At 42.2% G+C, this 24,727-nt stretch carries 23 protein-coding genes and 1 pseudogene; 8 read left to right on the forward strand and 16 right to left on the reverse strand.

All coding sequences use genetic code 11. The annotated features are described in order from the left end of the window. The first annotated feature begins 126 nt into the window (after nucleotides 1–126). From phnD to B9Y89_RS00760, 4 genes are read left to right on the forward strand one after another with little or no spacing between them, the layout of a single operon-like run. Nucleotides 127–1,044, forward strand: a complete 918-nt coding sequence (gene phnD, locus B9Y89_RS00745; RefSeq protein WP_085520654.1) for a phosphate/phosphite/phosphonate ABC transporter substrate-binding protein — start codon at nucleotides 127–129, stop codon at nucleotides 1,042–1,044. An 8-nt stretch (nucleotides 1,045–1,052) separates the two neighbouring features. Next, the gene (phnE, locus tag B9Y89_RS00750; protein ID WP_085520655.1) at nucleotides 1,053–1,811 is read left to right on the forward strand and encodes a phosphonate ABC transporter, permease protein PhnE; all 759 of its coding nucleotides are present in this window, start codon (nucleotides 1,053–1,055) and stop codon (nucleotides 1,809–1,811) included. A gap of 14 nt (nucleotides 1,812–1,825) precedes the next feature. Continuing rightward, on the forward strand, nucleotides 1,826–2,569 hold the full coding sequence (phnC, locus tag B9Y89_RS00755) for a phosphonate ABC transporter ATP-binding protein (protein WP_085520657.1): 744 nt from the start codon (nucleotides 1,826–1,828) through the stop codon (nucleotides 2,567–2,569). 58 nt (nucleotides 2,570–2,627) lie between these two features. Next, nucleotides 2,628–3,218 carry a polysaccharide deacetylase family protein gene (locus tag B9Y89_RS00760; protein ID WP_085520659.1) on the forward strand — a complete coding sequence of 197 codons (591 nt, stop codon included), beginning with the start codon at nucleotides 2,628–2,630 and terminating at the stop codon, nucleotides 3,216–3,218. A 51-nt stretch (nucleotides 3,219–3,269) separates the two neighbouring features. Here B9Y89_RS00760 and B9Y89_RS00765 read toward each other — a convergent pair. Further along, nucleotides 3,270–3,476 (reverse strand): annotated as a pseudogene (locus B9Y89_RS00765) (thioredoxin family protein); the annotation flags it as partial. 405 nt (nucleotides 3,477–3,881) lie between these two features. On the opposite strand from B9Y89_RS00765, the gene B9Y89_RS00770 reads away from it, so the two are divergent. Continuing rightward, complete coding sequence (locus B9Y89_RS00770; protein ID WP_254901147.1) at nucleotides 3,882–4,976, forward strand: ABC transporter ATP-binding protein; 1,095 nt, start codon at nucleotides 3,882–3,884, stop codon at nucleotides 4,974–4,976. Nucleotides 4,977–5,024: 48 nt separating this feature from the next. After that, nucleotides 5,025–6,188 carry an ABC transporter permease gene (locus B9Y89_RS00775; RefSeq protein WP_254901148.1) on the forward strand — a complete coding sequence of 388 codons (1,164 nt, stop codon included), beginning with the start codon at nucleotides 5,025–5,027 and terminating at the stop codon, nucleotides 6,186–6,188. Nucleotides 6,189–6,356: 168 nt separating this feature from the next. Here B9Y89_RS00775 and B9Y89_RS00780 read toward each other — a convergent pair whose 3' ends face one another. Both B9Y89_RS00780 and B9Y89_RS00785 read right to left on the reverse strand, forming a co-directional pair. Then, a complete protein-coding gene (locus B9Y89_RS00780) occupies nucleotides 6,357–7,640 on the reverse strand; it encodes an ammonium transporter (protein ID WP_085520662.1) in 1,284 nt (427 codons plus the stop codon). A gap of 4 nt (nucleotides 7,641–7,644) precedes the next feature. Further along, on the reverse strand, nucleotides 7,645–8,052 hold the full coding sequence (locus B9Y89_RS00785; RefSeq protein ID WP_085520664.1) for a hypothetical protein: 408 nt from the start codon (nucleotides 8,050–8,052) through the stop codon (nucleotides 7,645–7,647). A 320-nt stretch (nucleotides 8,053–8,372) separates the two neighbouring features. On the opposite strand from B9Y89_RS00785, the gene B9Y89_RS18660 reads away from it, so the two are divergent. Then, on the forward strand, nucleotides 8,373–8,567 hold the full coding sequence (locus B9Y89_RS18660; protein WP_139822662.1) for a hypothetical protein: 195 nt from the start codon (nucleotides 8,373–8,375) through the stop codon (nucleotides 8,565–8,567). Nucleotides 8,568–8,750: 183 nt separating this feature from the next. Here the strand turns inward: B9Y89_RS18660 and B9Y89_RS00795 are convergent, their stop codons facing one another. From B9Y89_RS00795 to B9Y89_RS00840, 10 genes are all read right to left on the reverse strand, one after another. After that, nucleotides 8,751–9,692 carry a phosphotransferase family protein gene (locus B9Y89_RS00795; RefSeq protein WP_085520667.1) on the reverse strand — a complete coding sequence of 314 codons (942 nt, stop codon included), beginning with the start codon at nucleotides 9,690–9,692 and terminating at the stop codon, nucleotides 8,751–8,753. 106 nt (nucleotides 9,693–9,798) lie between these two features. Then, complete coding sequence (locus B9Y89_RS00800) at nucleotides 9,799–10,584, reverse strand: enoyl-CoA hydratase/isomerase family protein (RefSeq protein WP_085520669.1); 786 nt, start codon at nucleotides 10,582–10,584, stop codon at nucleotides 9,799–9,801. Between the two features lie 96 nt (nucleotides 10,585–10,680). Next, entirely contained in the window at nucleotides 10,681–11,079 is a 399-nt protein-coding gene (locus B9Y89_RS00805) for a hotdog fold thioesterase (protein ID WP_441351459.1), read from the reverse strand. A gap of 123 nt (nucleotides 11,080–11,202) precedes the next feature. Further along, nucleotides 11,203–11,976 carry a 2,4-dienoyl-CoA reductase gene (gene fadH, locus B9Y89_RS00810; protein ID WP_085520673.1) on the reverse strand — a complete coding sequence of 258 codons (774 nt, stop codon included), beginning with the start codon at nucleotides 11,974–11,976 and terminating at the stop codon, nucleotides 11,203–11,205. 473 nt (nucleotides 11,977–12,449) lie between these two features. Beyond that, complete coding sequence (locus B9Y89_RS00815) at nucleotides 12,450–13,382, reverse strand: aldo/keto reductase (RefSeq protein ID WP_085520675.1); 933 nt, start codon at nucleotides 13,380–13,382, stop codon at nucleotides 12,450–12,452. A 253-nt stretch (nucleotides 13,383–13,635) separates the two neighbouring features. Further along, nucleotides 13,636–13,935 (reverse strand): CotD family spore coat protein, encoded by a 300-nt coding sequence (locus tag B9Y89_RS00820; RefSeq protein ID WP_254901149.1) that lies wholly within the window; start codon nucleotides 13,933–13,935, stop codon nucleotides 13,636–13,638. Between the two features lie 158 nt (nucleotides 13,936–14,093). Further along, entirely contained in the window at nucleotides 14,094–14,831 is a 738-nt protein-coding gene (locus B9Y89_RS00825) for a class I SAM-dependent methyltransferase (RefSeq protein ID WP_085520677.1), read from the reverse strand. Nucleotides 14,832–15,001: 170 nt separating this feature from the next. Beyond that, the gene (locus B9Y89_RS00830) at nucleotides 15,002–16,231 is read right to left on the reverse strand and encodes an MFS transporter (RefSeq protein ID WP_085520678.1); all 1,230 of its coding nucleotides are present in this window, start codon (nucleotides 16,229–16,231) and stop codon (nucleotides 15,002–15,004) included. 297 nt (nucleotides 16,232–16,528) lie between these two features. After that, a complete protein-coding gene (locus tag B9Y89_RS00835; protein WP_139822663.1) occupies nucleotides 16,529–16,708 on the reverse strand; it encodes a hypothetical protein in 180 nt (59 codons plus the stop codon). A 140-nt stretch (nucleotides 16,709–16,848) separates the two neighbouring features. Continuing rightward, nucleotides 16,849–17,649, reverse strand: a complete 801-nt coding sequence (locus B9Y89_RS00840) for a sulfite exporter TauE/SafE family protein (RefSeq protein ID WP_085520682.1) — start codon at nucleotides 17,647–17,649, stop codon at nucleotides 16,849–16,851. A 311-nt stretch (nucleotides 17,650–17,960) separates the two neighbouring features. On the opposite strand from B9Y89_RS00840, the gene nagZ reads away from it, so the two are divergent. Further along, nucleotides 17,961–19,679, forward strand: a complete 1,719-nt coding sequence (nagZ, locus tag B9Y89_RS00845) for a beta-N-acetylhexosaminidase (RefSeq protein WP_085520684.1) — start codon at nucleotides 17,961–17,963, stop codon at nucleotides 19,677–19,679. 187 nt (nucleotides 19,680–19,866) lie between these two features. Here the strand turns inward: nagZ and B9Y89_RS00850 are convergent, their stop codons facing one another. From B9Y89_RS00850 to glmM, 3 genes are all read right to left on the reverse strand, one after another. Beyond that, nucleotides 19,867–20,763: a mechanosensitive ion channel family protein gene (locus B9Y89_RS00850; protein ID WP_085520686.1), complete on the reverse strand. Its 897-nt coding sequence runs from the start codon at nucleotides 20,761–20,763 to the stop codon at nucleotides 19,867–19,869. A gap of 390 nt (nucleotides 20,764–21,153) precedes the next feature. After that, nucleotides 21,154–22,956 (reverse strand): glutamine--fructose-6-phosphate transaminase (isomerizing), encoded by a 1,803-nt coding sequence (gene glmS / locus B9Y89_RS00855; protein ID WP_085520688.1) that lies wholly within the window; start codon nucleotides 22,954–22,956, stop codon nucleotides 21,154–21,156. A gap of 408 nt (nucleotides 22,957–23,364) precedes the next feature. Beyond that, nucleotides 23,365–24,717, reverse strand: a complete 1,353-nt coding sequence (gene glmM, locus B9Y89_RS00860; protein WP_085520690.1) for a phosphoglucosamine mutase — start codon at nucleotides 24,715–24,717, stop codon at nucleotides 23,365–23,367. Between the last annotated feature and the right edge of the window lie 10 nt (nucleotides 24,718–24,727).

Genomic DNA, 24,727 nt, shown 5'->3' on the forward strand with positions numbered 1-24,727 from the left:
GCAGAGCGCCGAGGAGGCTCACCGCCCGCCCCGCGGAAAGCGAGCATCCTGGAGCGGACATCAACTCCCTCCTCTCAAATAGCAACAAAGTTTACCAAAACAGCCAAAGAAAATGAGGTGTGATGAATGAAAAAATGGATGTCCATTGGTCTAATTCTTTGCTTAACCATGTTTCTTGCTGCATGCGGCCAAGGAAGCGGGAACGATGATCAATCTTCAAATTCGAGCGAAGGAAACGAGCAATCAAGCGGGACCTTCACAATTGGCGTGATTCCAGCTCAGACTGAAGGTGCCATGAGTGATGCTATGGACAAATTACAATCGATTTTAAATGATAAGTTAGACCGTGAAGTGAAAGTGAAAGTCTATCCGGATTATAACGGCGTCGTTGAAGCCATGAACTATGATAAAATTGATATGGCTTATTTCGGACCGTTAACCTATGTGATTGCTCACGAAAAGAGTGGTGCCAAGGCCATTATTACCCAGTTAATCGACGGAGAACCTTTTTACCATTCTTATATTATTACAAACAGTGATAATCAGTGGGACTCACTAGATGAATTACTAAAAAATCCGGGAAACATTGATTTTGCATTCGGTGATCCTAACTCGACTTCAGGTTCATTAATTCCTTCGATCGAACTGGAAGAACGCGGTGTATATACGTCAGAACAAAATCACAAATTTAATTCCGTTCGATTTACAGGATCGCATAACGCAACAGCCTTAGCTGTCCAAAACAAGCAAGTTGATGCTGGAGCGATCGACAGTGCCATTTTCAATCAACTCGTCGAAGCAGGTAAGATCGATAAGGATAAAGTCAAGACGATTTGGAAGTCAGATAAGCTCTTCCAGTATCCATGGGCCGTGCACAAGGATACAGATCAAGCTACCATAAAGAAATTACAAAAGGTCTTCCTATCCATCGACGATCAAAAGATTTTAGATGCCTTTGGTGCAACTGGATTTACGAAAGCCAAAAATGCCGACTATAAGAGTATTCGTCAAGCAGCCCTTAAACAGGATATCATTAATGAATAGAGCTGATTATGGTGTGGTTCAAAAGGCGTAGCATTATAACCTTGATTCTGTTATGTCTGTTTATCTTTATTAGTATGAAGCTGACAGAATTTGATTTATCAAAGTTCAAAGATTTTCGGAACATGATCGATTTCATGGCTAATTGGTTTCCAATGAACACATCCCAACTACCTAATATGTTAAAAGATAGTTTAGAGACTTTGGCGATGGCATTTCTAGGTAGTTTCCTTGGTCTCGTTATTGCCTTGCCGATCAGCTTTATTGCTGCTCGAAATACAGCGCCATCGAAATGGATTTTTCACTTATCCCGGGTGGTCCTAAGTTTTGTTCGATCGATTCCGGAGATTGTTTTTGGACTGATCTTGCTCACAGCACTTGGCCTTGGACCGTTTCCGGCAGTATTAGCGATTATGTTCCATAATATTGGGGTTCTAGGGAAGCTCATCTCAGAATTAATTGAGGCGAGTGATCCCGGACCGCAAGAAGCTATGAAAGCCGTCGGGGCCAAGCGTTGGTTTGCATCTCTTTTCAGCATTGTGCCGCAAATATGGCCAAATGTCTTGTCCCATTTTTTCTATCGATTTGAAGTTGCGATTCGGACATCACTGATTTTAGGTTTTATTGGCGGTGGCGGCATCGGACAACGGCTATTTAATGATTTTAAAACCTTTAATTATCCTTCCGTTTCGCTTGATGTATTGATCATTATGATTATGGTCATTATCGTTGATTTCTATGGCAGTTATGTACGAAACAAGATCATCTAATGAGGTCGAAGAATATGATAGAAATGAATAATATGTCTGTCCGTTATCCCGGTAGCCATCAGTATGCACTTAGGGCGATCAATCTGTCACTCAAAAAAGGCGACTTCGTTTGTATATTAGGACAAAGCGGGGCAGGAAAATCAACATTGATCCGCTGTATCAATGGATTGCAAGCACCCACTGATGGTCAGGTGAATTGGGATGGTCAGCCATTGTCCAATATGAAAGACGAACAGCTAAGAAAAGTCCGGAGAGAAATGGGAATGATTTTTCAGCATTTCAATCTCGTTCCCCGTTTAACGGTCTTACAAAATGTCTTAACCGGGATGTTTGGCTACCGAAACACGTTTAAAAATTTGCTCGGTTGGTATACAGCGGAGGAAAAAGGACTTGCTAAGCATGTCATCACTGATGTCGGACTGACTGAGCTCATGCACCGCCGGGTCGAATCTCTCAGCGGCGGCCAAAAGCAAAGAGTCGGCATTGCACGAGCCGTATTACAAAATCCAGAAGTATTACTCGGCGATGAGCCGGTATCGAGCCTTGACCCAGGTACATCCAACCACATTTTCACCTTGCTTAAAGAGATGCATCAGCGTCATCAATTACTTACCGTCATCAATGTTCATGATGTGACGCTTGCCAAACGATACGCCACCCGGCTAATCGCCCTAAAAGATGGCGAAATGATCTATGACGGTGATCCCGGGGGTTTTACAGAACAAGAATATCATGAAACCTACGAGTCCACATCATAAAGGAAAGGAGTACTTGTTTATGACACATAGTCCATGAATCGTCGATCAATCAAGAGTCGTGTACGACTCGAACGACAGCAATATTGTCACCAAAGGACCCGCGAATCATAAAAAGTCGGTTATTCTAACCTTCGATGACGGCCCAAGTAGGGTTCTACCAGATATCCTCGATATTTTAAAATCCGAGAATGTTCCAGCGATGTTCTTTTGGCAATCTCGCCTTTTATTCCCGAAACGCCCTTGGAAACGCGTATTAGATGAAGGCCATATCATCGGAACCCATACGGTCAAGCATCCTAATTTGGTTAGGTTGACATATGAAAAACAATACCAGGAACTATCAAACAGTGTTACAAAGATTGAGGACGTCACGGGTCAACCCATCAAGTACTTCCGTCCGCCATTTGGTCAATACAATGCTGATACCCTTAAAGCTGCAGAGCAATTACAGTTAACCCCTGTGCTGTGGCGGGTGGCTGCCATTGATTGGGAGTTAAAAGAGGAGCCTGAGCAGATCATCACCAATGTGACCGATTATTTGGAAGATGGTGCGGTGATCCTTCTACATGAGCTTAGACAAACACTGGACGTTCTACCTGACTTAATCAAGACCATCAAAGCGGAAGGCTATGGCTTTACGCAATTATAGTGTAAAAAAAGCAGGAGCCCCACTCGGAAAGGGCTCCTGCTTTGTATTTATCTATGACAGAGCAAATTCTTTTACCGGTTCTTCCGGCATAAACCCGGTCGAACGCTTGGCTTCTTCTCCATCTTTAATTAAAACCATAGTTGGAATACTTTGTATGCCAAATTGCTGAGCTAACTCTCCGGATTGATCAACATCAACATAATAGAAATCAACCTCGTCGAGCTGTTCAGAAACGCTTGAGACCACCGGCCTCAATTGACGACAACCTGGTCACCAGTCCGCTCCAAACTCAAGTACGATGGGTTTACTCATGTTTTTCGTCAGTTCAGCATATTCTTCTGACGTAATAGTTTCAGCCATTGTACGAACCTCCCTTATTTTAACTTGGCTTTATTATTGCCTAGGTCCATTTTATTAATTCTCTCGTGTTTCATCAAATGACATGACTTATTACATACCTCGCTATAGTCATAATGTCTACATAGGGCGTTTCGCAGGGCTTTTCTCCGAAGTCCTTATCAATTGAAATATAAAAACGCCAGATGTTTCATGATTCAATCGTCCGGCTTATATATTTATAAAAAAAAAGCAGCTGTATTAAGTATTTTGGTGATACAATACACTTAAATCACAAAGAAAGCTTCTCAAGAGGGACACCTAACGATGCCAACCACTTCACGAGCCAATATGAGAACAGATGCTGGATGGATCCTGACATATATGATTCTTCGTTGGATCGCTTATTTGTTTGATAAAAAATTTGTTTTGTTGGAGGACAGTTCAATGGAAACCATCTCAGATGGCAAAAAGATACCTTTACAGGCAAAAGATCACGATACTAAGACAGTGCTGAATGTTGAACATTTGAAAAAAACATACGGAAAAAGGCAAGCCTTAGAGGATGTCACATTTTCCGTCCCGCAAGGAACATGCTTTGGCTTACTTGGACCAAACGGAGCGGGAAAATCAACAACGATGAAAATTTTGACCGGCATTGTCGATGCTGATGGAGGTACAGCTTATGTTCTCGGAAAGAATGCAGCCAAACATCAAAACGCTATTCGACATCAGGTCGGATACGTGCCGCAGGCTATCACACTGTACGAGAAACTGAGCGCACATGACAATCTTGTGTTTTTCGGAGAAATGTACGGTATCAAAGGCAGAGCATTAAAGCAAAGAATCAGTGAAGTGCTGAAGTTAACCGGACTTTCTGACCGTGTAAAGGACATTGTAGGTACTTTCTCAGGTGGTATGAAACGGAGAATCAACATGGCTGCGTCATTGCTGCACCAACCGCAACTTCTTATTCTCGACGAACCGACGGTTGGCATTGATCCTCAATCGCGCATTCATATTTTCGAAATGATTCGTTCATTGAAGGCCCAAGGCGTCACCATCATTTACTCCACTCACTATATGGAGGAAGTAGAAGCCCTTTGCGACCACGTCGCCATCATTGACCAGGGAAAAGTCGCTGCCCAAGGGCCATTAAAAGCATTGCTAGACCGCTACAGCAGCAAAGCCGTTTATACAGAAGCCGACGGGCTGGAGGATCTTCCACCATTCCCTCATGCCACAAAAACATACCGCAAAGGAAGCGGCTGGGTCATTGAAACCAATCATATCATGGATGCAATGCAATATGTACTCCAAACCGCCTCTAATCGAGGAATTGAGGTTAAAGGCCTGGAGATTATGCGCCCTTCATTGGAATCCGTGTTTTTATCCTTAACAGGTACGAGCTTGAGAGATTAATCCATTTCAAGATTTATCCACATTAGAGGGGCGTGACCCCTTTAGGGAGTGACTTTATTGAAAAGCATTATTATTAAAGAAATGAAAATCATGATAAAAGAAAAAGGTAACCTATTCTTCCTTATCATTATGCCCATCATGTTTATCGTGTTGTTTTCCTCGGTTTTCGGAAATATTGGGGATTCATCCATGACCGTTCATTACGTGGACCAGGATCATTCCAAAGCATCAAAAGAATTTCTCCATCACATCGACCAAATTGACGGGTTTGAAATCAAACATGGCGACTCATCGCTTGATTCACAAGTTCAACAAATTAAGGACGGTGACATGAGCTCACTGCTTGTTATCCCCCAGAGATTCGGTCAAGCAATCCAATCTGAAAAACAACAAACAAACGTGAAATTTTACCGGGATGCCACGGCCAGTCAAGCGACGGCACCCATTCAAGCTGTTTTACAAAATATAACAAACAGATACCAGAAACATAAACTGTCCAGTACATTAACCGCCATGGGGAAGTCAAATACAGAAGTCAAGAGTATTTTGCAACCGCCGATAAATATAAAAAATATACAGGAAAGTGGCAGTAGTGAATCTGATGTGACAATGGTCCAACAGGTCGTTCCCGGTTATACCGTCATGTTTGTTTTCTTCATTATGATTACCATGATACGCCGCTTCTTTAAGGAGAAGGAGTCAGGCATGGTGTCACGCCTCAGAAGCACACCCATGAATCCTATGGTATACCTGATCGGGATGTGGGTACCCGCCTTCATTTCAGTACTCATTCAGTGTACTGTTCTGCTGGCATTCGGGCATTTTGTCTATAATCTTCATCTAGGAGACTTGAGCGCCATCATGGTCCTTGTCCTTTGCCTCGCCTTTGGCGGAACCGGCATTGGTCTGGCTCTATCAATGATTGTGAAGGGGGAAACTCAGGGGCTGGCGATTACACAGATGTTCGCGCTCGGTGGCGCAGTTATCGGCGGATTATGGTTTCCGATTGAATTAATGCCTCAATTTATCCAGACGATCAGCCGATTCATTCCGCAGTTTTGGGCCCAGCAAGGACTACTGGATGTGATGGTCCACAGCGCCCATATTAAAGACGTTTGGTTAGCAATGGTCGTACTTCTGGCGTTCGGAACAGCCGGCATGCTTGTGGCTTTATTGCGCTTCAAGCACTTCCTGCGCACGGCGAATAGTTGACTTGCAAAGAGAAAGCCATTGGAAAACGTCTGGCTCGTCTAGCTATGGTTCAAGAGGCGAAGCGAGACGTTTTTCCTAATCACTTTGCATTTTTGACTTCACGATGAAGAGATTGCTTTTTGCTTAAACAAGGGCCCGACTAATGAGACATCTACTCACTTTCATGATTCACCGGTCGATATCCTTTCCCTGAGTGTCATTATATCGATCATCATAGGCAATAAAATCATGATCCTGATAAGCTGCGACGATACCATGATAACTAATATCAAGGCCCACCTCTTCTTCTTCCTCAGTTGCACGGACAGGGATCCAACATTTAATCATATATAAACCGCCCCATGTTAACACGAATCCCCAGACACATATTACGATCAGCCCCAAAACCTGCACACCTAGCAAATCCCAATTGCCCTGTGTGAAGAGGCCATTATTTTTCGAGAATAAACCGACGGCAATGGTCCCCAATATGCCAGAAATTGCATGGACCGGAAAAGCGCCGACAGGATCATCAATACGTTTCGATTCTAACCAATTGCTTCCAGCGATCATTAATAAGCCAGAGACACCCCCAATCAAGATGGCTGCAGCATCACTAACAAAGGCGCAGCCGGCTGTTATGCCGACTAACCCTGCCAAAGAACCATTAATGACAGAAGGGGCATCCGCGCGATGATAACGGAACAAAGTATAAAGAAAAGTGACCGCTCCACCAGCTGATGCTGATAACATGGTTACAATCGCTATGTGTCCAATCTTAGGATCGGTAGCACTTAACGTACTTCCGGCATTGAAGCCAAACCAGCCAAACCATAATAGGAAGGCCCCTACAGAAGCCAAAGGCAAATTACTAGGCAGTGCAATGGTACTCGTCCCCCAGGGTGTGAATTTACCCTTACGCGGACCAATAAAAATGGCTGCAGCTAAAGCTGAGCAACCTCCCAATGCGTGGATGGCAGTTGAACCGGCAAAATCAGAAAAGCCTAGCTTAGCCAGCCAGCCGCCACCCCATATCCAATGTCCTGAAATGGGATAAATGACAGCGGTCATTAAGATGACATAAAGTAAATAAGCGCGAAAATTGATACGCTCAGCAACAGCACCAGAAACAATAGATATCGCGGCAATGACAAAAGCAGCTTGAAATAACCAATACGTGTCTAAAGAAACAGGAATATCGAGATGTGACCAGTTACCCATCGACATGATGCCATTTGTCCCTATCAACCCCCATAGATCCTCTCCGTACATGAGACCAAAACCAATGACATAAAAACAAAGGGTTCCAATCGTAATATCAGCAAAAATCTTCATAAGAATGTTAACGTTATTTTTCTGGCGAACAAAGCCGGCCTCTAAAAGAGCAAAGCCACCCTCCATGAGCAAAATCATGGCAGCGGTCAAAACAACCCAAATCGTATCGAGCCCGGTCGCTACAGCTTGAATGGACATTTAATTATCTTTCCTCCGTTTGTCTCAATGACTTTAACTCGTCAATGATCGATGTTGATAACACAATTTCATTCTTAGAAGCATCCTCTTGCAGTAAGTTAATGACATCATCTAACTCACGGATACGCTGATTGATGGTCTCGATTCTTTTCAAGGGTTCTTTGACATATACAAGGTGCTCAACGGCTTGATGGTGGCTAGGAGGACGACCGGCAAAAAACTTTCTAAGTGGGGATAATGATTGATAAAATGCTTTCTCTCCTTGCTTCTTTTGTTCGTATTGATTAATTTTTTCCTTTATTTTTTCGATTTCTTGCCCCTTTTTCCGTTTGCTCAACTGTAAAGTTTCTATCAGATGATTTAGAGGCAATTCAAAATGAACCCTTTGAGATAGCTCATCGAGTACAATCATAAGTGTTATCCCCTCTTATGCTACGTTTCGTAAATCAGTGACTAAATTTTATAAATATAGCCAACCTATATCAACTTATGTGTTAGATTACCTAACAGCAGCATCAAGAGAAAATATAGACAAGCATTTGAAACTTCTTGATGAGATCAACCCTCTAGCAAGTGAAAGGAGGCTGGGCGTTTGGTACTAAAAGTCGTGAAAATATGGGGCGTGTTAAGGTTAGAGGAAAAATGAGTGAAATACTGCTTTCAATGGCAGTGCATGATATACCCCATCTTCCACAAAATATAAATATGGAATCAAACAAGGAGGTCATAGGAATGCACGAAAAAGATCGTAACAAGGTAGAAGAACACTTTACGCAACAGCAATCAAAACACCCAAAGGTCAACAACAAGACACCTAAATACGGTGTTGCTGCGCAAACGCAGGACGACCAAAAGAATGATAACGGCTCTGACTCTGACCTTTTTTCCAAGCGAATCAATCAGCAGGACAGCTTAGATGAATTGTAAGGTTACCCTTTAAATCCTTTGTTAAAATGGGTTGACTCCGAAAATCTTATTACTTTGGTCAACCCATTTTAGGGGATATCCAATTTTATTCAGCCCTTTTGATGACCACTCAATATCTTTAGGACATTCTTCATGCCTTAGATCATAACGAATTCAGTCAACTCTTTTTTAAACCTCATGATATCACTTATTATATTTCTCAAATACGCTTAGCAAGCTCATCATATACCTGTCTAACCGTTCAACCATCAGTTGATCGGTTAATCCTGTCACACCAAAAGCCGTCCACCCAGGATACACCGTGGGTGGCCCAAAAAGAATGTCACTCAAAGACAATAGATCCCAGTACGGGTCGTAGTTAAACGCTGATCCTGCGTAACTTTGATAGGCGGACAAAAACGCATCGGCAGTTGGAACGTCAAACAACTGTGCTAGGTTTAATCTACAATGGCCAACATCAATCCCAGCAGGCCCCCGACAAGCGTTGACCCAGTCGACGACACCACTAACAGTATGTCCATACCATAAAACATTGGTTGGATGATAATCCCGGTGGATGAAGCACGTCTTAGCTTTGGGACGTGGACCTTTAACGATATCAATGGCGCGTTGCCATAATTCCGGAAAACTCGACCATGACGGCGTTTCTAATGATGCGACATCATTATAGGTAAAATAGGGCCATGGATATCCATCAGCATCCACGGCATGAATCTGGACAAGTGATGCTGCCAGTCCGTCAAGCCAATGGTCTAAATTGTGCGGGCTTAAGACAACAGACCCCTCAAGTTGAGTCATAAGAACAACCGGAACACCACACTCACGTCCAGTTTCATCAAACGCAACGATTTCGGGCGTCGACACATCTGACCGTGACGCTAAGCGGAGGCTCTCCGCCTCGTGGAATGCCAGGTCAGGTTCTTCTTGTAACCATTCCACGTTATCGAACTGACGCAAGACAAAATCCCTCTGAACCTGATTGACTTGAAGCGAAACGCTGTGAACGATAGACGATGTCCCTCCGTATAGTCGACAAATCGACTGAACAGTGGCATAGGAATCTACGGCATCGACCACCCATTTTAACACGCGGTCGGGCAGCTCATTGTCAGAGACTTGTGTCATAGGCTCATCCTATCTATCTAATTTAATTTTAATAAAATGGAAAATATCAAAATTTCCACTTGGAGTACTCACACTCATCAACTTGTTATAATTTGATTTAAGGCATCTACTTCCCTTTAAAGACAGGTTCGCGCTTTTCTTGGAAAGCTTGCATACCCTCCATGGCATCCTTCGTTCCGAAACACAATTGAATTGAATTATATTCTTGTTTTAAAAGGGTTGTAAGATCTGCGTCCGGGCTTGAAGCTAGCAGTCGTTTCGAAAGGGTCAGCGCAATGGGCGGGCCGCTTGCCAATTCATGAGCAAATGCTCTTACCCGTTCATGAAAATCCTCATTAGGAAAGACCTCGTTAACTAATCCCATGTGTTCAGCTTCATCTGGATATACATCATGTCCCATGAAGATCATTTCAGCAGCCTTTACCTGACCGACACGTCGTGGTAAAAAGTAACTCATTCCCGCATCGGGACATAGACCACGACGCACGTAACCCGTTGTTACATGGGCACTTTCAGACATGAAAGATAAATCGCAAGCAAGCGCTAGTGATAGTCCTGCTCCGGCAGCAATACCATTAATTGCAGCAAGCACCGGCTTGTCACAGTGGACAATACTCAGGGCTTGCCGACCGACCCAGCCTAACTCATCCAATTGTTCATGCCGGGTATTGAACCTTTGATTTCCCTCTAAGTCAGTCAGATCAAGGCCTGCACAAAAACCACGTCCCTTACCAGTTATGACAACGACACGGACGTCATCATCCGCCGATGCCGCAGCCAGCGCCCGTTCTATTTGAAAACTCAGCTCATCATTAATGGCATTTAATCGCTCGGGACGATTAAGTGTAATGGTACGTACACCGTCTTGTGTATCAATAACAAGATGTTCCATTCATTTACCCCCAATTATAATAGGTCATCTCGATTCAAACGATATGTGTCTTAAAACGCATATTCATTTCGATACATTTTTACCTTGTTATCAGGCTTATCTGTTAGCAACAACTGCCATTGTGCAACGAGATATACAAATCAGTTTTTCATTTTCACCGGTTATTTTAATATCCCAGACCATTGAGGTTCGTCCTTTGTGAAAAGGGGTGGCGGTTGCTATAACCTCGCCATCGCTCTTACTACGAATATGGTTTGCATTGATTTCCATGCCAACCGGATGGCACTTTCGAAGATCAATGTTGATGGCAGTCGCCATGGATGCTACTGTTTCCGCCAGAGCAACAGATGCCCCGCCATGTAAAATACCAAACGGCTGTCTGGTTTTGGGGCCCACCGGCATCGTCATAACCACCCGGTCTTGCGTAAGTTCCACATAGTCCATTTCGAGTTCCCCAATTAAAGTGTTTTCGCTTTGGGAACGTAATTGTTCAATCAAAGACTCCTTATCTTCTACACCATACAAAGTTAATACTTCTTGAGAAACGATCATTCCACTATGCCTCCTTTAGTCCGCCGTCTTGTATCAATAACAAACGATCCATTCACTTGCCCCCAATTATAAATATCGGCTGTTTGCCAGCCACTGACCACCGTCAATCGTCATACAATCACCATTGATATACCGTGACTCATTGGAAACAAGAAATGCAGCAGCGTCAGCAATATCATCTAGTTTGCCAACCTGACCCAGCGGATTTTGATCTTTGATTTTTTTGACAGCTTCTTCTGAAGCAAACAATTTCGCTGAGCCGCCTGTATTCTCAATGGGACCTGGTGCCATCGCATTGACACGTATGCCGTATCCACCCCACTCAACAGCTAGAGACTTTGTCAAAGCTAAAATCCCGCCTTTTGCTGCAGCAGAGTGAACAACACCAGGGGCACCCGTCCATGCATAGGTCGCCACCATATTAAGCATCACACCGCCCGTTTGTTGTTCGATCATATCCTTACCAACCGCCTGTGTACAGTTCCATGTGCCATTAAGACAAATGTCAATCACTGATTGCCACCCGTTCGGTGATAAATCCTTGGCCGGACATATGAAATTACCTGCTGCATTGTTGACAAGAATGTCAATCGGGCCGAAGCACTCCTTAGCCTGTTCAACCATTTTGTTAACGCTTTCAATATTGCGAACATCCATAGCTACCGTGAGGACTTCTGCCCCCGCTTCTGCTTCAATCGCCTGTTTCGCTTCTGATAATTTATCTTCCCGACGACCTGTGATGACAACATTCGCCCCTTCCTTAGCAAATCGCATCGCCATTGCTTTGCCCATTCCGTTACTGCCACCTGTTACAATTGCCGTCTTCCCATTAAGACTCATAGCTCTTGTCTCCTTTGCTAACTGAATGAATAACCATTCAGTATTTTCTTTTATTATAACATAGAAGCGCACACACAATTTTTGTTTCAGCTAAATATTTAAAAATTTCTATATGAGTGACTGGGACAGAAGTATATTAGTCACAAAATAATCCGAACTTGTTTATTAATCAGTTCGGATTATTTGTTAGCTATTCCCGTCATCGCTTCGTCAAAATTCGTCGCTTTCCGCGGGCCCGGCCTCAGCTAACTTGGTAAAGAAAACCCCCTTACCAAGAGGATCTTCGGCTCGTGCTCCTGCATCTTCAAGCCCATTCAGAGAAGCAAGATGCTTCGTCGCAGTCCAAAGAAGCTTATTCTAAGGCGTTTGTGCTGTTGCCGCAGGCATCTACGTATTTTGACGACGCTTAGAGGTTGCTTTCATATCTTATTGTTAGGCTTCCTGAGTATCCGGTTTAGATTTGTCCCAGCCTCCTACGAAAAGATATGATCGATCCGTTCAACATCCTCGTCGGAAAGTGAAATTTCTGCTGCCCTTAAGTTACTTGTCACTTGCTCGGGACGCTTCGCACCGGGGATAATCACATCGAGTGACGGTCGTGTGAAGTACCAAGCAAGCACAATATGAGCGACCTCTTCTCCTTTAGCATCTGCGATCTCACGAAGCTGGTCAACTTTCTTTAAGTTTTGTTTAAAAGTCTCCCCTTGAAATTCAGGTTTCTTCGCACGGAAATCGGAGAATTGAGTGTTTTCGTCATATTTTCCTGCTAATAGCCCGGATTCAAGAGGAAAGTAAGGAATGAAGGTTATGTTCTCCTGCGATGTATATGGCAACAATTCCTGTTCAGCTTCCCGGTGCAAGAGATTATATTCTGATTGAAGTACATCGACATATCCATCTTTGTTAGCTTCCTTCAACTGACTGATCGTAAAGTTAGAAACGCCAATGGAACGGATTTTCCCTTCATCCTTTAATTCTTTTAAAGCACCCACTGCTTCATCTTTCGGCGTCTTATCATCTGGAAAATGAATATAGAATAAATCAATGTAATCAGTTTTTAGCCGTTTTAAACTACCCTCGACCGATTGCCTTAAAAAAGCTGGGGAGTTATCCATGACCGTGTCCTCGCCAACAAATTTATGCGCCCCTTTTGTTGCGAGGGCGATATCCTCTCTTCGATATTCAGACATCACTTCACCGACAAGTTCCTCTGAACGTTCCGGCCCGTAGATGAACGCTGTATCGAGAAGGTTGATTCCCTGATCGAGCGCGGTTCGAACCACATTTCTCCCTTGTTCTTCATCTAACATATTGGGATATATATTATGTCCCCCAACTGCGTTGGTCCCTAAACCGATGGGGTGCACTGACACGTCAGATTTTCCTAGATAAGTATGATTTGCCATATCTTTATCGACTCCTTATGTACGGATTGGATAGGGCTCTATTTATATATATCACAAATGCCCTTAGATTAAACCTCTTTCTTAAGACCAGTCATGACCGCTCGCTTCCCCTTCTTGGACATCAACTGATTAATAAATTTTCCCAGGATTGGCTCCTTACATTCCTTTTTTCATCAAAAAATTCTTCTAAGATGATTATAACACTGATTCTCTGAAGTGGGGGGGGGGTATGCCCTAATGAAGGGCATACCTTTTACCAATGAGGGAATGGTCCAGGACAACAATACTCTTCAGACGTACATGTTTCCTCCATCGACTCCGTATGAGGGAAGTAATGCATGTGCTTATAGTTGAGTTGGTTAACATGTGTTGTATGGGACGGGTGAACATGCGGAATAATAACATCTTGAGGATGATAAACCACGTTCTCCTGTGGTGGATCAAACTGCGCCGGCATCATTTGTGGCGGACACGGCATGTGTTGAACAGGCTCTTGTACAGGCATATGACAGTCGCAATTCATTGGATGGCATTCATGAAAACCCATATTCATGGTCAAATCTCTCCTTTGTTAATGGACTGCTATCATATTATGTGGGACATTCCTCCATTGGTTGGACTGACATCCTAGGACATCTACCCTTTTTAATTAACCGCGATTCATCATCTAGTCTCCAAAAAACCCGTTGTCGTTCCCTCATGAATAAATTTTTATACTTTCAATCCACTAATAAGAGCATGACCTGCTCGATAATAAAGGACTTCAACATGATTGAAACCAGCCTTGCTTAGCCACCCGATCTGATCTAACAACCTGGATGGCTTATCGATTGGATCATCTGGATAGTAAAATAAATTCCACCGCTCTCTCTGAAAAAAATCATAGGCTTCTAGGTTCCCATATAGTTGCTCAGATTGCTCTTTTACAATCTCATCCCATTCCCGGGCTGCAATGAGTCTAGAGCTTTCTGAATTGGGCTTTATTAAATCAGCAATGATGACTCTGCCTTCTGGTTTTAAAGCACTGTAAAGACGTTGAAATAACGCTTCTTTTCCACGATCATCAAGATGATGAAGAGCTAAACTGCTAACAAAATAATCTACAGGTTCTAATTGATCGACCCAATTGCTCTGATGCAAGTCAAATGTTTTGTAGGTCACTCTATCCTGATAGGACGCTAATCTATTTCTCGTGGCTTCTAACATGCTTTCAGAACCATCTAAAGCAATAACCGTTGATCTAGGATATCTTGTTAAAATAGCTTCTGTCAGCCATCCCCCTCCAACACAGATATCGACGACTGTGAATGCCTCTTGAGTATTTCGAGGTAATAAGTCGATAAATATCTGTTCAAGTTTGTCACGGTCAGGTATCAATGCTTGACCATATTCTAAGAAGAATGCTGAATCCGTATTACTCCATTGTTCATCGGAATTGTATTCAGACATAAGTTAAGGACTCCTCATCAAAACTTCTAAATTTAACCCATTCTTTGTCATGCGGAATGACTTCAACTTTTCTCATTTCAATGCCTCCCCATCATTTTTACACAATCATTTTAAAACCAACGGTTATCATCAAAATATTGTTAACGTAAAATCATAACTGGATTTACCGTTTATCCTGTACGTTGCAATGATCCTTTTTCAGCCTGAGTGATGATATTTTTGTTCACTAGTACCCCTATTAAGGCCACGATCATTAAGGCTGACATAACCATTAGAGCTGTAATCGCTCCGGTTCCACTCATAAATTGTACAAAAATCACCAACAAACCTATACGAATCATTAACTCAATCCCTTTGAAAAAGCTGTTCACCCTGCCAATAATATCATTTGGCACAAGTTCCATCATGATCGTTCTTCTCATAATTCTTGTTCCAGCGTTCCCAAGCCCTGCAAGTAGTGTTACTGATAAAAACACGATGAGCAGCGGTATCTCTGCCATTGTCACAAGAAATACAGTAAATACGGTCATCATTATGGTGATGGTTCCAAAGTAACCTATCCTTTTTCCAAGCATTGGGATGATTAACCCCGCCAAAATGGCTCCAATGGCATAGAACATTTCAGATAAACCAAAGGCGCTTACATTTTCTTCGATTGTAGATGCGATATATACAGGTTTTACATAATTATACACTGTGACACAGATGAAAGGCATAAGTGTCCCTAACAATAACACAACCAAGAGCAACTTCCCCTTTAAAAACTGTAGCCCTTCATAAATATCAGATATGATGGTGACGCGCTTGTTTTGGATTTCATAACGCTTCTGATAGGGAATGAATGAAATAAATACAAAGCTGAACACAAACGTAAAGGTATCGAATAAAAAAATATAATCATAGTCAATGATTCCTAGTAGGATCCCTGCGATCCCTCCGGCCACTGCGCTTGCAGATTGACTTTCAATTTCAAGTATGCCATTTAAGGAACGATAGGATGATCGAGAAAACATTTCCTGAACGATCGCTAATAATGTTGGATAATGTAGTGAAAAATAGAGAGAGAATGAAAACATGAATGTTATTAACTGCCAAGCATGATATTGATCCGCAATCATGCCCCACAAAGTCACTGAACCCACGATAGTCAAGCCAAGGACTTGATTAAAAAGATACACTTTTTTCCTCGAAAAACGATCAATGACGATACCTATATAAGGATTTAAGACAAACAATAAGATTGTGATGCCAAGCATCGTATATCCAAGTATATATTCCCCATTTTCTCGATTAACAAGAAGCCAGCTGGCTCCTATAGATGTAACTCCTGAACCGATCGATGATACAAAATTGGCTAGTACAATCAAAATCAAGCGTCTATCTTTTAAAAGGGTGTTCATCTTCACTCACCTTCCTTAACCAATAGCTTCAAGTCTATTGTATAAAGGTTGAAAGTGAAACACGTCAGTAAAATGATTGAAAAATGAGCCCGCAAAAAGCTTTAGAAATGACCTACAACTTTGGACTGAGAAAGGTGATATAAAGATAACTCATACCTTAATTGAAAAATGTTAAAGGATAGAACAACCAGTAATTATCAACACAAACGACCATAAAGAAACCAATGAATAGCCCAATTACAACAAAAATAGCCCAGCTTAATTTGCTTCTGATCCAACCAAATGAATGCCCAAAAGCTAGGATAACAAATACGATTGTAGCCCAATGGTCAATTGACCAATCGAAAAACCAGCAATCACACTAAAAATGTAAATACAAATGGCAGCGATCCAATAAAGATAATAATAACCTTTTATAGCCATAATGGTTGTTATGAATGTCATACACAGAGCTGAATATGCAACAATAGTTAACAACATTCATCACTCCTCAAATTGTTGCTATAATAAATTAGCCACACCTTAGGTTCTCACTCATGAAGTGTCTAAGATGTGGCATATGCAAGTGATTGTAAATCGATCTTCATATCTACAATAATATGATCATCGCGATGACTTCACTCAAATATCATTGTCATGACGACAACAATAAGCAAGGCCAAATAAATTTTAGAAAATAGACGATCCGGCAGATGGTGGGCAATCCGAGTCCCAATAGGAACACCTATAAATCCTCCCACCACAATACCTATAAAAGCCGGAATATAAACAAAACCCAAACACCACGGTGGAAGACCCGGTTCCTGCATGCCAGTCCATATAGAAGTAATGGTGCCTATCACCGCTACAGGTAAACTTAATGGCGTTGCAAGAGATACAGCATTAATCATTTTTAATTGACACTTTCGCAGAAAGGGGATGATGATGACGCTGCCCCCAACACCTAACAAAGTCGCAATAAATCCAATTCCACCCCCAAGCAATGATGTCTTCGTAGGATCGGGCATCGCTATATCATTGTCTTTAATATCTACAAATGTTTTCTTAATAAGCGATGATGCAATGGTATAAATCATAAATAAAATAAATAAGTACCTAAGTATATTTCCGCCAATGAAAGAAGCCATAACGCCTCCAATTAAAGCTCCACAGGCAATGCCCGGTGCCATTCGAAGAAAAATAAACCAAAGTATATGGCCTTTGCGATGATGAGAAATTGTTGAGTTAATCGCATTCACAATCATGACCGCGAGAGATGTTCCTACAGCCACATGCATAACCAATGAGTCAGGAACATTGAGATTTGGCAACAGCAAATACAGGACTGGTATGACAACAAAACCGCCGCCAAAACCGAACATACTTGACAAAAGCCCTGTTAGAATACCAATCGCTAAAAATAGCGCAATCAAGTACACAAAAAATCCCCCTGAGTAAAAAGCGCAAAACCTTTATCATCTTAAGGTCTTATCTCTCTAATTATCATAAATCTCCAGTATCATTTTCTGTTTATTATACACGCTCTTCAATTTATCCAAAATACCATTTGCCTTGGATGAATAAAAATGGTAATGTAAAATGGTTTTATTATAGTGCTAACATACCATAATGAACGAAAAGGTTGTATTTTTTTATCTAATCGAATTATCATTAATACAAGAGATAGAAATATGAAGCCATTCAGAAGATAAATTAAAGTGGATGGTGAGGTTTTCGGAGGGCATTTCATATGGTCAAGAAAGTCGGATACATCGTTATCCCTTTACTCATTGTTCTAGTTTTATTTCAAGTTTTCAGCGGAAGTGAAAAGGATCAAAAGGATCATAATAAAGACCCTTCCAATTCCGTTCAATCACCGAACGAAGAGGAGGAGGACCCATCAACCAACAACGATTCGAGTCCAGAGACTTTAGTTAACCAAATCTTTTCACAATCAAAAAAGGGAAAAGTATGGCACTCACCCTTTGTTACCGGCCAAAATAAAATACAAAATGTCAAACAAAAATGGGGTCAACCTGAAGCAACAGACACAGCCTCAAAAGGAGATTACGCAAAGTATCCCGACCATAATGTGACAATCGGTTATCAAGATGACCTTATAGTCGATATCAGATCCTATCATTCTGAATTACAAAACATTCATCTTAAAGATATTAAACAGATAAAAGGGAAACCGGATAACATTCGGTATTATAAAGATAACACCCATAATCAGACGATTCTTATTTACAACATCAATCAAAGATATCATCTTAAATGGATTTTACCGAAACCATCAGACCAAGAACCCAATCCTAAAGTTCACCATATATCTGTATCTTTTGATTTAACCAATAAAGGTGATGATCAAGAGGCCGTCTCAGACATCCTTTCAGACATGAGTTTAAATGAAAAAATTGGGCAAATGATCATAGCAGGCATTTCTGGAACCACACTTAATGCCCATACAAAGGATTTAATGAATACCTATCAAGTTGGTGGTCTCATTTTTTACGCCAATAATTTAGAGACGCCTCAACAAACCATTCAACTGCTCAATCAAATCAAATCTAAGAACGCACAAAAACGTTTGCCGCTTCTATTGGGTGTTGACCAAGAAGGGGGACGGATTTCTAGATTGCCCGGAGATATAACGGATCTCCCAACAAATAAAAAAATAGGATCTATTAATCAGTCACAGTTCTCTTATAAGGTTGGTACGCTTTTAGGTCAAGAGTTAAAGGCTTTTGGTTTTAATCTTGATTTTGCACCCGTCCTTGATGTTAACAGCAACCCAAATAACCCAGTTATTGGAGATCGTTCATTTGGCAACAATCCGGATATTGTCAGTAAACTCGGCATACAAACGATGAAAGGCATTCAGTCACAAAATATTGTCCCGGTTGTTAAACATTTTCCCGGACACGGCGACACTTCTGTTGATTCGCATCTTCAGCTTCCAAAAGTGAACAAGAGCCTTAAGGAACTAAAAAGACTTGAATTAATCCCGTTCACTCGTGCTGTCGAAAATGGGGCAGATGCTGTCATGGCCGCCCATATTTTACTGCCGAAAATTGATGATGAATACCCTGCTTCCATGTCTAAAAAAATCCTAACGGGTATTCTAAGAAAACAACTCAATTTTGACGGAGTTGTGATGACTGATGACATGACCATGAAAGCCATAACCAATAACTTCGGAATTGGTGAAGCAGCAGTCAAATCTGTAAAAGCCGGCAGTGATATGATATTGGTCGCACACGATTATCAGAAAATCGTGTCCACAATCGATGCTTTGAAAGCCGCTGTCCAAAAAGGAACAATCACTGAAAAAAGAATTAACACCAGCGTCAAAAGAATCATTCAGTTAAAAAGGACATACGACTTAAATCATGAAAAAACCCAAAACGTTCATGTGAATAGCCTTAATCAATCCGTTAAACAAGTGCTTAATAAGTACGTTGATTGAATGTTACGATCTTTTTATGATTAAAGCTAAGAAGCATACCTTGTTGTAAAAGCGGGTCGACCAGTGATATCTGGTTGACCCCTTCTTTAACGATTACTTTGCTTCATAAGCCAGCCTATACTTGAATCAAACTTTAGAAGCTTTTTTAATATATAGTACCACCTACTTTTACATCTCTGTACTGGCATTAAGCCCGTTCTTGCAAGGGTTGCACCGAATTTTCCGGCTGAAAGGTATCCGGTAATTGATTATCATGGCGATAGACAATCTTTTGAAGAGGGAGTTCAATGCCTTCATCGTCAAAGGCTGCCCTCAACCGTTGCTTAGCCAGCCTTTGGATTTCCCAATGGGCGTTCGGCTCACACTCGGCAATGGCCCGAAGCGTATAATTCCAATCATTCAGCTCCTGAACGCCAAGAACACTGACGTCACCCACAATAGTGTCTTGCTCTTCTTTAAGATCATCCATGACATTTTTAATTATTTCTAAGGCCCGGTCGATCACAGAATCATATCCAACTTTGACATCAATAACAGCAATGGAATTTTCTTTAGAGTAATTCAATACTTGCGAAATTTCACCGTTTGGAATGATGACCACTTCGCCTGTCCAAACTTGCAAGGACGTTATCCTTAACCCGACTGATTTAACCGTTCCCCATAAATCATTAATAACGACAAAGTCACCTTCACCGTATTGGTCCTCTAACATAATAAAAAAACCATTAAGAAAATCTTTGAGCAGACTTTGCGCTGCAAAGGCAATCGCAATTCCCACAACACCAGCCCCAGCCAGCAACCCCCCAATATGAATGTTGAGAATGGGGAGAACGGTTAGTAAAAAAATAAAGTAAAATGCATAGCGAATGATTTTTGTGAATATCGCCACCATCGTTCTTTTGCGCCGATTATTCATTTTGCCTCGCAATCTTAAAGCCCGTTTTACAATTTTATTGGATATATTAATTCCCACTCGAATGACGACAAACAAAATTATGATTTTCAGGATAGCCCAAACCATAGCCGCCATCGTCTCATGGTCATGAATTAACTGGAGCGTATGATCCCATATTGTTTGCAACATTGATCTCCCCCTTGGTGCATTTTATGAACCTGCAGTCCAGATGTCTCACTAATACATACTAATGACTTAAACCGAATAGCACCTCCATTGAAAGGAAGCTACTAAAATACGATTGGATATCACTCATTTGTTTTAGCTATCAATTGACTTAACGATATATATCCTATGAAATAACTAACAATAAAATAACGAATTTTGTCTAAGAATTTCGGAAAGGGTTTTTACTTATATACGCGGTCTTCTTATCCACCTTTTAACTACGGTTTCTTTTTCTTTTCAACATAAAAACACCCCTTTAGGAAATCATCCAAAGGGGTGAAACGGTATAACTTTTTTCAAACAGTTAAACTTTATTTCAAATCCACACGTTTAGCCAAATATCCAAAACTCTTACTCAACTGTCACTGATTTAGCCAAGTTCCTTGGCTTATCGACGTCGCAGTCGCGGTGGAGCGCCGCAAAATAGGCCAACAGTTGCATTGGCACGACAGAAACAAGTGGTGTGAGGTGCTCATGGACTTCGGGCAACACAATGTTATCGTCAAGGTCGTTTTCACCTTCCATACTGACGATACATGTATTGGCACCGCGGGCAGCGACTTCCTGGACGTTGCTGCGGATGCTACCGTTCACATGAGACTGTGTGGCAATGGCGATGACCGGCGTTCCTTCTTCAATTAACGCAATGGTGCCGTGTTTGAGTTCACCGCCGGCAAAGCCTTCAGCTTGAATATACGAGATTTCCTTAAGCTTGAGTGCTGCTTCTAAGCAGACATAATAATCAACCGAGCGACCGATGAAAAAGGCGTTTCGCGTCACTGATAGATAGTCGCGGGCCATTTGTTCGATCACATCTTTTTGGTCCACAAGGGACTGCATGGCGTTAGCTACAATACCGAGTTCCTTCATTGGATCGAAATCTAGTTCAATGCCTTGAGCTTTCGCGGCATCGACAGCCAAGATAGAAAGGACAGCGATTTGCGCTGTATAAGCCTTGGTTGATGCGACTGCAATTTCCGGTCCTGCATGCAACAATAGCGTATGATCCGCTTCACGAGACAGTGTGGAACCGGGAACATTGGTCATGGTCAAAGTGCTGTGACCCTTTTCTTTCACATTCACGAGAACAGAACGACTGTCAGCTGTCTCACCACTTTGTGAGATGAAGATAAACAGCGGTTTGTCTGATAACAGCGGCATGTTGTAGGAAAATTCACTGGCGATGTGAACTTCTGTTGGTACCTCCGCAATGTTCTCAAGCAATTGTTTACCAACAAGACCCGCATGATAGCTGGTACCGCAAGCGATGATATAGAGACGATCGGAGCTTCTGATCGCTTTGCGGATGTCATCATCAAGCTTAATGCGTCCGTCCTCATCTTGGTACTGCATCAGCAATTGACGTATAACCGCTGGCTGTTCATCAATTTCTTTTAACATGTAATGCGGATACGTGCCTTTTTCAATATCACTCGCATCAATTTCCGCTGTATAAGGCCCACGTTCAACCGTGTCACCGTCTAAGGTTTCAATAGCGTAGCCTTCGCGGCTGACAATCACGATTTCTCCATCCATCAATTCCACGAATTGATCGGTTACTTGCAACATGGCCAGCGCATCACTAGCGACAACGTTAAATCCATCGCCGGTACCAACAAGCAGCGGGCTCTTATGTTTACCGACATAAATCGCGTCATCATTTTCTTTATCAATTAAAGCGATCGCGTAGGAACCATGCAACAATGATAGTGTGTGACGGAACGCAGCTTCTACGGTTTTACCACTGTGAACCCATTCTTCGACCAGCTGTACAATCACTTCTGTATCTGTCTCACTTTTGAGTTCTACATTCGCTAAGTGCTCATTGCGAAGCTGCTCATAGTTTTCAATAACACCGTTGTGAACTAACGTGAACCGTGCCGTATGGCTTTGGTGCGGGTGAGCGTTTTCTTTACTCGGTGCACCATGAGTCGCCCATCTCGTATGACCAATACCTAATGTTGCGGTCACATCTTGATTTGTGGCTGCTTCCAATGCCGCAATCCGACCTTTTTCTTTAACAACATTAAGCTCTTCATCATCTAAAAGAGCGATGCCTGCTGAGTCATAACCTCGATATTCAAGCTTTTTTAATCCGTTTAATAAGATGTCTTGTGCGCTTTCTTCTCCAATATATCCGACAATACCACACATGTTGTTCTTCCCCCTAGTAAGTGGGGTAAGAAAAATGCAATATGATGGGGTGATTTCTTACCCCACTTGTTTTTTAGTCGTGCTCACTGCCGGGCCCTTGTGCAAAGAGTCGCCTCTTTGTTTTCAAACCGCGGCTAACGGATGTAAGCCGATCCGAGAGGTATCCGCCGAAGCCTCGATTAACCTCTTCCTCGTCAACTATCTCCCGTTTCCGAACATGGGACATAGTCCTGGCGCTTTTTCTTAACTGTCTTCCCCTCTATCCACCTTCCCATTTTTGAATAAAAACACTTTAAAATTGTACAAAGGAACTGAGAAAATGTCAATCTCAATTCCCCTTTATTATTAGACATATGCACCCGCAAAACCTTGTGTGATGATGCATGCATCCATTTTATATGATTACACTCATGCTTCCTTAAGACCCAATTCATCACGAACAACATCGGCCACTTGATCAACGTATTTGCGGCTAAGTTCTTCAGTGGGAGCCTCCACCATCACTCGAACAAGGGGTTCGGTTCCAGAAGGTCTCACCAAGATACGTCCGTTGCCCGCCATCTCCTGTTCAACTTGGTCGATCGTTGCTGCGACTTGAGGATTGTCAGTGACACCGTGTTTGTCAGTGACTTTGACATTAACAAGTTCCTGTGGGAATTTCTCCATTTCAGCCGCTAATTGTGAGAGTTTTTTTCCTGTTGATTTCACGATACTGACAAGTTGTAGAGCTGATAACATGCCGTCACCCGTCGTCGTGTGATCCAAGAAAATAATATGGCCTGATTGTTCACCACCGAGTGAATAACCTTCATGGCGCATCAATTCCATCACATAACGGTCACCGACTTTTGTTTGTTTTGTAACAATACTCTCTTCTTCCAGCGCCTTATAAAGCCCCATGTTACTCATGACAGTGGTCACCAAGGTATGCTGGCGTAACTGACCTTCTCTTTTTAAATACTTCGCACATATATACATAATTTTGTCGCCGTCGACAATCTGACCATTTTCATCAACAGCTATCAACCTGTCACCGTCACCGTCAAACGCGAGACCAAGGTCTGCGCCTTTTTCCTGCACGAAATTGACCAAAGCATCGGTATGGGTTGAACCGACATTATCATTAATATTGTAACCGTCCGGTGATGTGCCAATGGTTGTGATATCTGCCTCAAGATCAGCAAATAAATGCGGTGCGAGTGAGAAGGTAGATCCATGTGCGCCATCCAAGGCAATGTGTAAACCGGAAAAATCATCTTCATCAACGGTTTGCTTCAAGAATTGTAAATACTTCTGCCCGCCTTCAAAGTAATCTGTTACAGTTCCTAACTCTGTTCCGGTCGGACGAGGCAGGTCATCTTCACCTTTAAACAACGCTTCAATATGTTCTTCCTGTTCATCCGTTAATTTAAAGCCGTCCGAACCAAAGAATTTAATACCATTATCAGCAACTGGATTATGAGAAGCTGAGATCATAACACCTGCCTGAGCGTCCATAGCCTTAGTGAGATAGGCAACACCAGGTGTTGATATAACGCCAAGCCGCATGACTTCAGCACCTATTGACAGTAAACCAGCAATTAAGGCACTTTCTAACATGTAGCCAGAAATACGTGTATCCCGGCCGACAAGAATTTTCGGGCGCTCTGCCGATTTCGTCAGTGCATAGCCTCCAAATCGACCTAATCTAAAAGCCAATTCCGGTGTTAATTCCGTATTGGCTATGCCCCTAACACCATCCGTTCCGAATAACTTAGACATAAACAATCGC

The sequence above is a fragment of the Tuberibacillus sp. Marseille-P3662 genome (assembly GCF_900178005.1).
Taxonomy (GTDB): Bacteria; Bacillota; Bacilli; order Bacillales; family Sporolactobacillaceae; genus Marseille-P3662.

Excerpts from the sequence above, each read along its gene's own strand:
- phnD (WP_085520654.1), top strand. The coding sequence starts at position 127 with ATGAAAAAATGGATGTCCATTGGTCTAATTCTTTGCTTAACCATGTTT.
- glmM (WP_085520690.1), bottom strand. The coding sequence starts at position 24,717 with ATGTCTAAGTTATTCGGAACGGATGGTGTTAGGGGCATAGCCAATACG.
- phnC (WP_085520657.1), top strand. The coding sequence starts at position 1,826 with ATGATAGAAATGAATAATATGTCTGTCCGTTATCCCGGTAGCCATCAG.
- B9Y89_RS00770 (WP_254901147.1), top strand. The coding sequence starts at position 3,882 with ATGCCAACCACTTCACGAGCCAATATGAGAACAGATGCTGGATGGATC.
- nagZ (WP_085520684.1), top strand. The coding sequence starts at position 17,961 with ATGGTCAAGAAAGTCGGATACATCGTTATCCCTTTACTCATTGTTCTA.
- B9Y89_RS00795 (WP_085520667.1), bottom strand. The coding sequence starts at position 9,692 with ATGACACAAGTCTCTGACAATGAGCTGCCCGACCGCGTGTTAAAATGG.
- glmS (WP_085520688.1), bottom strand. The coding sequence starts at position 22,956 with ATGTGTGGTATTGTCGGATATATTGGAGAAGAAAGCGCACAAGACATC.
- B9Y89_RS00815 (WP_085520675.1), bottom strand. The coding sequence starts at position 13,382 with ATGGCAAATCATACTTATCTAGGAAAATCTGACGTGTCAGTGCACCCC.
- phnE (WP_085520655.1), top strand. The coding sequence starts at position 1,053 with ATGGTGTGGTTCAAAAGGCGTAGCATTATAACCTTGATTCTGTTATGT.
- B9Y89_RS00850 (WP_085520686.1), bottom strand. The coding sequence starts at position 20,763 with ATGTTGCAAACAATATGGGATCATACGCTCCAGTTAATTCATGACCAT.
- B9Y89_RS00820 (WP_254901149.1), bottom strand. The coding sequence starts at position 13,935 with ATGAATATGGGTTTTCATGAATGCCATCCAATGAATTGCGACTGTCAT.
- B9Y89_RS18660 (WP_139822662.1), top strand. The coding sequence starts at position 8,373 with ATGCACGAAAAAGATCGTAACAAGGTAGAAGAACACTTTACGCAACAG.
- B9Y89_RS00785 (WP_085520664.1), bottom strand. The coding sequence starts at position 8,052 with ATGATTGTACTCGATGAGCTATCTCAAAGGGTTCATTTTGAATTGCCT.
- B9Y89_RS00830 (WP_085520678.1), bottom strand. The coding sequence starts at position 16,231 with ATGAACACCCTTTTAAAAGATAGACGCTTGATTTTGATTGTACTAGCC.
- B9Y89_RS00780 (WP_085520662.1), bottom strand. The coding sequence starts at position 7,640 with ATGTCCATTCAAGCTGTAGCGACCGGGCTCGATACGATTTGGGTTGTT.
- fadH (WP_085520673.1), bottom strand. The coding sequence starts at position 11,976 with ATGAGTCTTAATGGGAAGACGGCAATTGTAACAGGTGGCAGTAACGGA.
- B9Y89_RS00800 (WP_085520669.1), bottom strand. The coding sequence starts at position 10,584 with ATGGAACATCTTGTTATTGATACACAAGACGGTGTACGTACCATTACA.
- B9Y89_RS00825 (WP_085520677.1), bottom strand. The coding sequence starts at position 14,831 with ATGTCTGAATACAATTCCGATGAACAATGGAGTAATACGGATTCAGCA.